At 65.4% G+C, this 11,887-nt stretch carries 6 protein-coding genes; 3 read left to right on the top strand and 3 right to left on the bottom strand.

Annotated features, from left to right (window positions below):
- Positions 1-356 precede the first annotated feature (356 nt).
- The 3 genes from PHLH3_RS28140 to PHLH3_RS28130 all read left to right on the top strand — a co-directional run bounded on the left by PHLH3_RS28140 (position 357) and on the right by PHLH3_RS28130 (position 2,135).
- On the top strand, positions 357-734 hold the full coding sequence (locus PHLH3_RS28140) for a hypothetical protein (RefSeq protein WP_213626832.1): 378 nt from the start codon (positions 357-359) through the stop codon (positions 732-734).
- A 176-nt stretch (positions 735-910) separates the two neighbouring features.
- Positions 911-1,363 carry a hypothetical protein gene (locus tag PHLH3_RS28135; protein WP_213626830.1) on the top strand — a complete coding sequence of 151 codons (453 nt, stop codon included), beginning with the start codon at positions 911-913 and terminating at the stop codon, positions 1,361-1,363.
- Between the two features lie 421 nt (positions 1,364-1,784).
- Positions 1,785-2,135: a hypothetical protein gene (locus PHLH3_RS28130; protein WP_213626828.1), complete on the top strand. Its 351-nt coding sequence runs from the start codon at positions 1,785-1,787 to the stop codon at positions 2,133-2,135.
- A gap of 198 nt (positions 2,136-2,333) precedes the next feature.
- On the opposite strand, the gene PHLH3_RS28125 is transcribed toward PHLH3_RS28130, so the two are convergent.
- The 3 genes from PHLH3_RS28125 to PHLH3_RS28115 form a co-directional block, all read right to left on the bottom strand.
- Positions 2,334-3,986, bottom strand: coding sequence for a ShlB/FhaC/HecB family hemolysin secretion/activation protein (locus PHLH3_RS28125; RefSeq protein ID WP_213626826.1), 1,653 nt, complete (start codon positions 3,984-3,986; stop codon positions 2,334-2,336).
- Between the two features lie 2 nt (positions 3,987-3,988).
- Positions 3,989-9,958 (bottom strand): filamentous hemagglutinin N-terminal domain-containing protein, encoded by a 5,970-nt coding sequence (locus tag PHLH3_RS28120; protein ID WP_213626824.1) that lies wholly within the window; start codon positions 9,956-9,958, stop codon positions 3,989-3,991.
- Positions 9,959-10,071: 113 nt separating this feature from the next.
- Positions 10,072-11,646 (bottom strand): sensor domain-containing diguanylate cyclase, encoded by a 1,575-nt coding sequence (locus PHLH3_RS28115; protein WP_213626822.1) that lies wholly within the window; start codon positions 11,644-11,646, stop codon positions 10,072-10,074.
- Positions 11,647-11,887 lie beyond the last annotated feature (241 nt).

Raw genomic sequence — 11,887 nt, 5'->3', positions numbered from 1 at the left:
GTGTCTGGACAAGTCCGTAGGGCAAGTACTGGCGGATCGTAAGGGATAGTCTGAAATAGTCCGGTAGTTCTGGCTAACTTCAGCACCTGCCGTTTTTGAAGAAAGGAAGTCGATCCAAACGACCTAATCACCCGCTCAAGAAATGGGACAGACGATCCTTACCAAACGGACAAAGACCGTTGATCATCTAATGAATCAAGGTGGGCAAGCTGTAAAGGGTTTTTATGGGAGGGTTGATGGGGATGATGTTGTAATTTTCGTAGCGAAGGAACCTCGAGGAAAAATAGCGGCTGGGGATATAGCGACAGCCATCAAGCCGTCAGTTGATAATCGGAGCTAGGGATGGTCTAGATCGCTTGAGCAACGGCTACACTTCCATTGAGGGCCAGAAGGCCATCGACTCATTCAGGCCGGGAACGCATCCTGGTGACGAGAGTCTGGCTGGCAGCATTGGTGAGTTTGTAGTATCTGCAGCAGCTGATCTGGTGCTGGAGCGTGTGGGTGGCAAGGCTCTCGAGCGGGTCGCCAAGGCAGTGGATGGAAAGCTGAATGCTTCCAAAGTGGCTTCTGGTGCGGCGGGCGATGGTACAAAAGCAACTGCATCTTTCGGTGAAGTTAAGACGGTTCTTGAGTCTGCCCAAGCCCCTTACAAGGGCAGCACGGTAATCGGACACGCCCTATCTAAGCATGCCGGTAGGAATCCAGATGTCTGGGGAAAACTACAGGGTCAATGAGCACTTGGAACGATCAGGCGATGAAGCACTTGCGGGAAATTGTCCGAGCCCCTGGGGAATTCAAACAGGTTACAACAGATAAAGGGCTTACCTTTATGGGGAAGTGGCTGCCTGATGGTCGAGGTGTTCGGCTAAATATGGATGGAACTTTCAAAGGCTTTGTTGATTGATTATTTATGTCTGAGTCCTATGAGGTTGTTCTTCAGCAAATTGCAGCTGGCGACTTATTTATGTTGCTGAAGTTGATAGAGGCGGAGTCCCAAGAGCTCTCTAATTTGGCTGCTTCTGAAGATTTTGGAAAAATTGACATTGCAGGGATTAATAAGGCCTTAATTGACGCATTTTTTGCCTATGAGGGTGATGTTTGCCTTACGGGAAAGCTACGTGGATTCAAGATTTCGGAGGCGGTATGCCTTCCGTTGGTTCTGTTGAGGGTGATTAAGTACAAGGGCGAAGTGGATGTTGAGCTTTCTTTCAATGAAATCCCGTCGCTTGATATTGGCCGCATAATGCTTGCTATGCAAGTGTATGCAGATGGTCTATCAAAGAGATTCGATATAAAAGAATTTTACGGTGGACTGAGCCGGCAGCGGACATTGATACTAGATATTTTACCGGCGGTGCTTTAGGGGGGGCTTGACTGATGGAAAAGGAGGTGGATTTTACCTGATCGTCTAAGCGGGGATTTTCAGAAGGAATAAGAGTGGCTTCATTAAAAAGTGGGGCGCTTCTTGTTGTTTTCCTAGGTTCGAATTTCAAGAGGGGCAAATCGCAAAACAGTATCATCAGCTGCGCAGTATTCTTGGCCAATCCACGTAAACGAGGATGCACCATAGTAGAAAGGGGGCATATGTATGGGACGGCCACATAGGTAAAAACGAGTTCAGTAACATGCGTGGCGCTAAATTACCGAAGCCCGTCCGCCTGTACTACTAATTCGCCATGGTTTGGCTGACCTCCAGTTGGTAACTGAACGGGCCCTGCCGGAGCGAGCCGGCGTTTTTACTGAGGGGTTTCGCACTCGAGTGGAGCCTGCATAAGGAGAGGCACATGAAAAGTACTTCGTTGGCCTGCCTGTCGGGCTTCGTGTTGCTGGTCCAGGGATGCGCTTTGTCCCGTGAGATCGACACCCGCCATCTCACTCGCTTCGACGAGTACCACGCCAACCTCGAGATCGCCGGCCAGCGCTACACGCTGGATGCCTACATCGTGATGTTCCAGAAGCCCTTCTATATCACCGTGGAGCGGGATGACCGCCACCCCATGTCGATCGATGAGGCGGCGCGCGCAGCGCAGGAGTACATCAAGCCTCGGGGATGCACGGAACCGCTCGTCCGTCGTGCCGATCTGGACCGCAGCAACGCTGACAAGACCCAGTGGATGATCGGCATCGAGTGCTGATGCCGCAGGGGGGCGTGAGCCTGGTCAGGTTCATCCCTGAAGCCGACACCGACGGTGATGAAGACGTACTTGGAAGCTGGGTCCGGTTCACCACCGTGCGATGAGGCCGCCGCCGAATAGGGGCGACCTTTCTCTACCCTGCGTCCGAGGCACCGGCAAACCCAGCGATACCCCTGCCCATCAGGCAGGGGCAACGGCTCAGAAGGCGCGCACCACTTGGGCCCAGACCCGCGGCGTGCGTTCCACGTCGCTCTCGGCTTCGGCGTTGCCCAGCTTCCAGGCCGCCACGGCGTTGACCTGCCAGCCATGGGCCGCCCACAGCGCGCCGAAGCCGGCACCGGAGAGGCTGCGGTGGTTGTCGTCCGAGGTCCAGGTGTCCTTGTTCAGGCGCACTTCGCCGTGGTCGACGAAGGTGGACAGCTGCCAGGCCTCGGTGAGGGCGTAGCGCAGCTCGACGTTGGCCAGCCAGCCCTGGTCGCCGGAGGCCTCGCCCTGGGGGTAGGCGCGCACGCCATAGGCGCCGCCCAGGTAAAGCTTCTCGGAGCTGTCCAGGTTGCCGTCGGCCCACTGGCCCTGGAGCTGGGTGTAGAGGCTGAGGCGGCCGCTGAGGCGCTGCAGGCGCACCAGGCTGGGGTTGAGCTTGTGGAAGCGTCCACGGGTGCCGGCGGTGGCGTCGTCGGCGCGCTGGGCCTGGGTGCCGTCGAGGGTCAGGCTGCCCTGGCTCCAGCCGAGGGCGAAGCTGTTGACCCCACCGCCGAGCAGGTCGTCACGGCTGTTGCCGTTGAGGGTCAGGGTGACGACGCGGGCGTGCTTGTCGCTCTTCTCGTCGAACAGGTCGATGTCGTCCTTCAGGCGCTTGTCGTCGAACTGCAGCTGGGTGAACAGGCTGAAGTCCCGCGAGCGCACCAGCGGCTGGATGGCGTAGACGCTGGCGATGCGCGCGTTGCCGTGGGCGCGCAGGTCGTCGAAGTCCTTGCCCAGCTCGTAGTCCATGTCCGAGTACGCGACGCCGAACTGGGTGGCCCAGGGGCCGAGCGGCAACTGGTAGGCCACGCGGCCGTAGTGCTGGTCCTGGTCGCTGCCCATGGCCCGCAGGCTGAGACGGTCGCCGAGGTTGAGCGGGTTGTTCAGGTTCAGGGTGCCGCCCAGTCGGTACTGGCCGACGAAGCGGTTGCCGTAGTTGTCCATGTCCACCGAGCCGGTGACCAGGGGCGCTTGCTGCAGGCCCACCAGCAGGTCGGTGGTGCCGGTGCTGGCACCGGGGCGCAGGGTGGACTTCACCTCCACGCCGGGGGTGTCCTGCAGCAACAGCAGGCTGCGCTCCAGCGGCTGGCCCTGCACGGCATCGCCCGTCTTCAGTGCGGACAGCGGCGCCAGGGCGCTGCCGCCCAGGCCCACCGGGTTGTCCACCTTGATCTCGCCGTAGCGCCCTTCCAGCACGGCGATCTTCACCACGCCGCCCTCGATCTCCTGGGCCGGCAGGTAGGCGCGGGCCAGGGGGTAGCCCTGCTCGCGGTAACGCCGGGTGATGCGGTTGACGGCGGCCTGCAGCTGGCCGACGCTGAGTTCCTTGCCGGGCAGGTCCGCCAGCAGGTCCAGCAGCTCCTCGCTGCCCAGCGCGCTGTTGCCTTCCAGGGCGAAGCCGTTGACCTGCAGGCGCGGGCCGGCGTCGGCCGCCGGGTCGGCGGGTGCGTCCGGCAGGTTGAGCGGCAGGGACTGCCGGGGGCTGAGCTGCAGGGGTTGCTGGTCGAGGCCCTGCTGCACCTGGCCGGCATCCGGCGCGGTGGCGGCGGAGACGGACAGGCTGATCAGTGAGGCGGCGAGGCCGGCCAGCACGGGGTTCGAACGCATCTTCAGATTCCTTCGGGAAGACGAATGCCGTTGTTGACGAGGTTGAGCTGCGCGCCGAACTCAGCCGGTGCGAAGAGTGCCGGGGTGGCCACCACCAGGGGCCGTTCGGTTTCGCTGCCAGGCTGCTTGCCGGTCATCTGCGCCACCTGCACACGTGGATCGCTGACGGTGCTGGAAGGCAGGGTCCCGGTGACGGTGAGCAGGCCGTCGACATAGCTGATGTCGTAGTTGGCAAGACCACTGCCCAGGGCGTTGCTGGCGACGATGGCGTAGTTGCCCGCCGTGGCCCCAGCCCCGGCACCGGAGCTGTCCAGGCTGACACCGCTGACCTGGTCCCCTGCTACCAACCCAGCGGTGGTGAAGCCGCTGAGGTTCGCCACCTGGCCGGCGGTCTTGCTGGCGTCGCTGGCGGTGATGGTCAGCGCGGCCTTGCCGATGGTCAGGGTGCCATTGCCGTAGGTGATGTCGTAGTTGCCCAGCCCGCTGCCCTGTGCGTTGCTGGCGACGATGGCGTAGTTGCCGACGCCAGCATTGAAGACGGAGCCCAGGCTGGTGAGATCCACACCGCTGACCTGGTCACCCGCAATAAGGCCCGAGGTGGTGAAACCGTTCAGCGAAGCGGTCTGGCCGTAGGTCTTGCCGGCATTGCCGGCGGTGATGGTCAGCGCGGCCTTGTCGATGGTCAGGGTGCCGGCGAGCATCTCGATGTCATAGCCGAACTGGCTCGAATAGAGCCCGCTCGCGCGCAGGTTGGCGCCGCTGTAGGTGCCGGCGTTGGCGCTGCTGGCGGTGTAGAGGGTGCTGCCGGAAACCAGGGCCGGGTCGTAGCCGATGGGGAACACCAGGGCGCCGGTGCCGCTGGTGGCGCTGCCGTCGTAGGTCTTGCTGGCGTTGCCGACGTTGACGCTGAGGGCGGTCATGAAGCTGCGCAGCAGCGGTGCGCTGTGGCCCTCGTACATCCGCCAGGTGGCGCCCGTGCCGCCGGCGTCATCGATGCTCCAGCCGGCCGCCACGAAGGGCGCCAGGCTGGTGAGTTGGGTGCTGGTCAGCCCCGATACGCCCGTGGCGTTGCCGGCCCCGACGCCCTGTGCCAGGCCGCTGGTGGTGGTGTTCCAGAAGCTGCCGGTGGCAGTGCCGACATTGCTGCCCACCAGGCCACCGACCGCGCCGCCGCTGGAACTGGCAGTGCCTGTGGAGTAGACACGCAGCAGGCTGCCGTCGTTGAGCCCGACCAGGCCGCCCGCCGTGGCGCTGCCCTGGGCGCTGCCGGTGGCGTAGCTGTCGCGGAGGGTGCCGGTGCTGGCGTTGCTGCCCGCCAGGCCGCCGCCATTGAGGCCGCCGCTGGCGCTGCCCGTGGCCAGGGACTCGCTGATTGTGCCGGCGTTGGTGCCGACCAAGGCGCCGACGTTGCCCGTACCGGTGACGGCGGTGTCGCTGCTGACCCGCTCGACCACCCCGGCGGCGGCGTTGTAGCCCACCAGGGCGCCGGCGTAGGTGCCGCCGGCCACGCTGCCACCCACCAGGTTGAGGTTGCCGACGTAGCCGGCGTTGTAGCCGAACAGGCCGCTGTAGGTACTGCCGGGACGGTTGATGGCCAGGCCGCCGATGCGATGTCCCTGCCCGTCGAACCGGCCGATGAAGGGGTTGGCCAGGCTGCCGATGGAGAGGAAGCCGGTGCCGCTGTTCCACAGTGCGCTGCTGGAGGCATTGATGTCGTTCGCCAGGACGAAGCGGCTGCCCGCCAGGCTGGTGGAGGCCAGGCCCTGCAGGCCATAGACATCGGTGATGCGGTACGGCGTGGCGAGGCTGCCGTCACCGCCCAGGGCGCGCACGAAGGTGGCACCGGGGCTGAGGCGGAAGTCGGTGACGCTGAAGCTGGGCAGGCTGGCGGCCACCTGGCTCCAGGTGCCGCCGGTGAGATTCAGCACGCCGAGGTCGACGCCCCCGTTGCTGGTCACGGAACCGGTGGCGGACAGGGTCAGGCTGCCGTTGGAGGCGCCGATGCCATCCCCCAGCACGACGTTGCCGCCATTGCTGGTGCTGAGGGTCAGCGCGGCGTTATCGCCCCAGGTCAGGCGGTCGGCCACGTTGAGATTGCCGCCTGCCGACAGCTGGCGGGTGCCGCTGACACTGAAGCTGCCGCCACTGTCGAGGCTCAGCAGGCCGCCGGAACCGAAGTGGAGGTCCAGGGCATAGTTGGCAGCGCTGGCAGACAGGTACAGGCCATAGCCGCTGCTGGTCAGGGCGAAGAAGTTAGCGAGCCCGAAGAAGTCAACGTCGCTGTCGGCATAGCTGCCTCGGGTGACCAGGTAGCGGTTGCGGGTGGCCGAGAGGCTGGCCTGACCGGTGACCAGGCGCGCGGCGGAACCGTAGACATCCAGCCCCTGGACCCCATTGGTGCCGATCACATCGCTGAAGGCCGCACCCGTCGTGGCGTTGCCATCCAGGTAGGCGATGGCGCCATTGGCATTCAGACCGCTGGCGTCGCTGAGGATGTAGTAGTAGCCGTCCGCCCCGCTGCTGGCGCTGCCGATGGCCGCGTTGCCGGAGATGGCCGTCAGGGTGGCGCCCGCCAGGGCAGTGCTGCCGGCGTCACTGAAGACGCGACCACTGACGGCGATGGGTGTGCTGCTGTAGCGCCAGGTGAAGTAGGGGTAGAGGTTGGCGCCAGTGCCCCAGATGGACGACGAGAAGCCGGACGGCAGCCCGCCCTGGAGCTGCGCGGTGGTACGCCCGGTCATGCCGCCCGACAGCCCACCGGCAGTGCCTTGCAGCTGGCCGCTGGTCTGGGTGTTCCAGTACGAGTTGCTGATGGCGCCGTTGGTACCGTTGTTGTAGCCGGTGAAGCCGCCAACCTGGGCAGGGCCGGTGACGTAGCCGGTGGAATAGCTGTTGCCGATGGTGCCGTTGACGAAGTTGACCCCGGCGAAGCCGCCGATGTTGCTGGCGGAACCCTGTCCGATCACCGCGCCGGTGGCATAGGAGTCGGTGATGCTGCCTTCGTTGTGGCCGACGAAGCCGCCGACCGGCCCCGAGGACGCCCTCACCGTGCCGGTGGCGTAGGACTGGCTGATGGAGCCGCCATCGCCGCTGTAGCCGTTGGCGCCCACCAGGCCACCGACGTAGCCGAGGTTTGCGGTCGTGTTGGTGCCGGTGACGTTGCCGGTGGCATAGGAGCGGGTGATGCTGCCGCCGTTGACATTGAAGCCGACCAGGCCACCGACCTGGTAGCCGGCCCCGGTGACATTGCCGGTGGCGGAGGCATCGGCGATGGCGCCGCCGTCGTTGGTGCCCACCAGCCCGCCGGTGTTGGCCTCGCCAGTGCTGGTACCGCTTATGGTGGTGCTGGCCGATACGTTGCCCAGGGTACCCCCTTGCATGTACCCGACCAGGGCACCGACGCCGTCGTTGCCGGTGACGCTGCCGCCCAGCAGTTTCACGTTGGCCAGGGTCGCATTGGAGGTGTAGCCGAACAGGCCGACGTAGTTGGTGGCCGCACGGTTGATGGCCAGGCCGCTGATGCTGCGGCCCTGCCCGTTGAAGCTGCCGGTGAACTGCTGGGCGTTGTTGCCGATCGGGCGCAAGCCCGACGCTCCCCACACCTCGCTGTAGTAGCCGCCGCTGGCGGCCATGGCGCTGGCCAGGCTCAGGTCGGTGCCCAGGCTGTAGTTGGCGGTCAGGTCCAGCCCCATCAGTTGCAGGGCGTGGGGGGTGAAGATCGTCGTGGAATATTCGTTGCGCAGCATCGGCCGGGTATCGCCTTCGAACATCACCCAGGTGTTGGTGAAGTCGAAACCGTCGTAGGTGGACTGGTTGCGCACGCCACTGGACAGGCCGGTGCCGCCGCCCAGGGAGGTGGACTGGCCGGTGCTGTTGATGTCCCAGTAGCTGGTGTTGACGGTGATGGTCGGCAGGAAGCCGCCGCCGATCAGGCCGCCCGTGGTGGTGTAGCCGGTGACCTTGCCGCTGGCGTAGGTGTTGGTCAGCGTCGCGCTGCCGCTCACCTCGCCGAGCAGCCCGCCCGCAAACGCACCGGTGTTGCTGACGGTGGCAGTGACCGAGCCGGTGGCGTAGGAGTCGGCTACGGCGATGTTCTGCACGTTGCCCACCAGCCCACCCACCACGGCCAGGCCGACCACATCGCCGGCGGAGGACGAATAGCGGATGGAGCCGTTGTTCACCGAGCCGGCCAGGCCCCCGACGAAGACGCCGGCGCCGACTACGCTGCCGGTCAGGTGGACGTTGTTGAGGTTGCCGCCGAGGGTGGCAGCGACACCGCCGACGTTCTGCTGACCGATGATGCGGGCGTTGGACAGGGTCAGGTCACGGACGTTACCGCTCACCGTGCGGAACAGCCCGACGTCGTTCTCCAGCCCGCGGTTGATGGTCAGCTTGTCGATGCTGTGGCCAAGCCCGGCGAAGTTGGCGCTCACCCCGTCCAGCGGGTTGAAGCCGGCGCCACCGTTCCAGCCGGCGGTGGCGCTGGCGTCGATGTCGTTGCCCAGGGCATAGAAGCCGCTGCTGTTGATGCCCTGCAGGGCGCTGATGTCATGGATCAGCGTGTAGCCGGTGCCCGCCAGGCTGAGGCTGGCATTGCTGCCGGACAGGGTCACGCGGGCGCCCTTGTTCAGGCTGTAGCTGCCGCTGTAGGACATGGACAGCCCGGCGTTGTTGCCGGTGGCGGTGATGTCCTTGTTGATGATGATGCTGCCGGCGGCGTTGAGCGCCAGCACAGTGTTGGCGCTCCAGCTGATGGGCGCATCCACGGTGATGTTGCCGGCCTGGCTGCCGCCGACGCCGGTGGTCACCGTCACACCGGTGCTGGCCAGGGCGTTGGTGAGGGTGGTGACGTTGAGCACACTGTCGTTGGCGTTGCCGTTGAAGCCGCCCATGCCGGAGCTGGGGGCGTTGGAAATGGTCACGTTGTAGGGGTCGATCAGCCATTCGCCGGTCTTGCCCCTGGGGGCCAGTGTGGTGACCTTCACGTCGTCGGCGATCTGCACGCGGGCACCGCTGGTCTCGATGAAACCGCCGTTGCCGCCGTTCGGGGCGCTGGCGTCGAGGGTGCCGGCCACCTTGACCACGCCGCCGTCGAAGTCGCCCATGAGCATGATCTTGCCGTTCTTCTGGCCCAGGGTGCGGGCCTCGATGACGCCGGTGTTGTTGACCACGGTCTTGAGCAGCGCATCGCCCGCGTCGGCGGTGAGCAGCACCTTGCCGCCGTCGGCGCGGATCAGCTTGTGGTTCTCCACCAGCGCATCCGCCGCCGCCTCGTCCACCTGGACCTTGAGCAGGCCGTCGCCGGCGAAGTCCAGGGTCATGGCGTTGCCGGCCGCCAGGGCCACGCTGCCCTGCTGGGCGACGATCACCCCCTGGTTGCTCACGGTGCCCCCCAGCAGCGCCACCGCGCCGCCATCGGCTGCGGTGATCGTGCCCTGGTTGACCACGGCCGCCGGCGTGCCGTCGCCCTTGAAGCGGTAGTGGCCGCGTTCGAAATCCTGCGGGTCGATGTCCAGGGTCGAGGCCACCAGGCCGCCGACCTGGACCTGGGCACCGCTGCCGAACAGCACGCCGTTGGGGTTGATCAGGAAGACCCGGCCGTTGGCATCCAGCTGGCCCATGATCTTCGATCCGTCGCTGCCCACCACGCGATTGAGGGCGATGGCGTCACTGCCGGGCTGGTTGAAGGTCACGCGCTTGCCGGCGCCGATGTCGAAGCTCTGCCAGTTGATCGCCAGCTTGTTGCTGGACTGGTCGATGACCATCTGCTGGGCGTTGGGCTGGCTGATGGCGCCGCTGCCGGAGACCACCTGGCCGCCGGTGGGCAGGTCCGCCGCCAGCGCCGCGACCGGAGCCAGCAGCGCGCACGCAAGGACCGCACCCGACCCCGCCTTGCGCCGCCGGGCATGCTCATCGGCGACACACCAGGCACGCAGACGGGGATTCCAGACCAGCGAGAAGGCTCGATTCATGACAGCAGTCCTTTGACGGCAAGAAGGGCTCGAGAAAGCCGCCGTTGTATATCACGGCGACTTTTACGTAGGAATTGGCTGTCAGGAATTTTTTACAGCATGAATTCTTGACGTCAACTGATTGGCTCTAACAGCAGCGTTTCGTCCGCCATCACCCGGTTACGCCCGGCCTGCTTGGCCTGGTAGAGCAGCTCGTCTGCGCGCTTGAGCACGTCCTGCACGCTGCGCCCGCCTCGGGGCGACCAGTGCACCACGCCGAGGGAAACGGTGATCTGCCCCACCGGGTCGATCGGGGTGGCCTCCTGCCGGGCGCGGAAGCGCTCGGCCACCTCTGCTGCCGTGCGCAGGGGCGCGTCGGGCAGCAGCAGGATGAACTCCTCGCCGCCGACACGGCACGGCAGGTCGCGCTCCCGGCAGCTCTGGCGCAACAGCTCGGCGAACTGGCGCAGCACGTCGTCGCCCGTGTCGTGGCCGAAGGTGTCGTTGACCCGCTTGAAGTGATCGATGTCCAGGCTGATGACGGAGAACGGCGTGCCCAGCCGCTGCCAGGCCTGCAAGCGCTCCTCCATGGCACGCCGGTTGGCCAGCCCGGTCAGGGGGTCGCTCTTGGCCTGCAGGTCCAGCTGGCCGAGCTTGGCCCGGGTCACTTCCAGGCCCGCCAGCAGTGCGCGCTTGATCATCCACGCCTCGAAGAACCAGGCCTTCACCCGCAGGGCCTTCTCCGCCCGCTCCGGCTGCGCGGCGCTTTCGGCCAGTTGCCGCAACGGACGGCTGATGCGGGCGGAGATCCAGAGGATCAGCCCGATGCCCAGCAGGCTCATGGGCAGCAGCCCGGCAAGCAGTCGCTTCATCAGTTCTTCAAGCGCCGCCTGGGCTGCCGCCAGGGGCTGCTGCGCCACCACGCCCCAGCCGCTCAACGGCACGCTGGCGTAGCCGGCGAGCACCTCCACGCCCCGTGAGTTGATGGCCTGCATGGCGCCGCTTTCCCCCTTTAGCACCGCATCGACGATCGGGTTGGCGCCCAGCCGTTCGCCGACGCGACTGGCGTCGGGGTGGAACAGCACCTTGCGGTCCGGGTCCACCAGGTAGACGTTGGAGGCGTCGTGGTGGAAGTGCTGGCTGACAAGCGAATCCAGGGCATTGGGCTTGCCCAGGTAGATGGTGCCGCCGATCAGCCCGAGGTACTGGCCGTCGCGGCCCCAGATGGGGTGGGAGACGAAGACGATGAGGTTGCCCGCCAGGGAGCGGAACGCCGGGCTGACCATCGCCCGGCGCTGCTGCAGGGCTTCCCGCGAGCGCAGGGCCTGGCCATTGATGCCCAGGCTGTCCGGCTTGGAGGCCACCACGGTGCCTGCGGCATCGGCCACCAGCACGGTATTGAAGCTGCGGTCCTGCATCAGCAGGCGCTCCGCTTCGAGCGCCATCCGCTGCGCGTCACCCGGCGCATTGCCCAGCAGGGTGGCGCTGAAGCGCAGGCGTTCCAGGTCACCGGCCAGGCTTTCGTTGATGCTGGCGGCAAGCTTGGCCGCATAGGCACGGTTGGCCTCCAGGGCGTTCTGCACCAGCGCCTGGCGCTGGATGCCATAGGTCACCAGCAGGTTGTTGGCGAGCGTCGCCAGGGTCGCGGCGAGCGCGAACAGCAGGATGAGGTTACGGAGGTTGAGCTTGGGGGGCGGCCCGAACGGCATGGGTCATGTCCCGATGGGTCGCGCGCTCAAGGCGACTGCGATCCTTGCAGCGGGTCCTACGGGCGACGCATCGTCGTGGTGAGAAAACGGGCTTTGGACAGGGCCGTCACAGGCCGGGAAAAAGCCCGGAAAACGTGTGGATTTTACCCCTCGGACAAGGCGAAACCAAGGCCGAAACAGCGCAGTGCCATCATCCGCGCGACACAGGATCTGGTGATGCGGCCGTGCTCGGCAGCTGCGC

It is taken from the genome of Pseudomonas sp. Pc102 (assembly GCF_018408275.1).
Lineage (GTDB): Bacteria > Pseudomonadota > Gammaproteobacteria > Pseudomonadales > Pseudomonadaceae > Metapseudomonas > Metapseudomonas tohonis.
This window is presented reverse-complemented; position numbering and strand designations above follow the sequence as displayed.

Excerpts from the sequence above, each read along its gene's own strand:
- PHLH3_RS28125 (WP_213626826.1), bottom strand. The coding sequence starts at position 3,986 with ATGCGTTCGAACCCCGTGCTGGCCGGCCTCGCCGCCTCACTGATCAGC.
- PHLH3_RS28135 (WP_213626830.1), top strand. The coding sequence starts at position 911 with ATGTCTGAGTCCTATGAGGTTGTTCTTCAGCAAATTGCAGCTGGCGAC.
- PHLH3_RS28115 (WP_213626822.1), bottom strand. The coding sequence starts at position 11,646 with ATGCCGTTCGGGCCGCCCCCCAAGCTCAACCTCCGTAACCTCATCCTG.
- PHLH3_RS28130 (WP_213626828.1), top strand. The coding sequence starts at position 1,785 with ATGAAAAGTACTTCGTTGGCCTGCCTGTCGGGCTTCGTGTTGCTGGTC.
- PHLH3_RS28120 (WP_213626824.1), bottom strand. The coding sequence starts at position 9,958 with ATGAATCGAGCCTTCTCGCTGGTCTGGAATCCCCGTCTGCGTGCCTGG.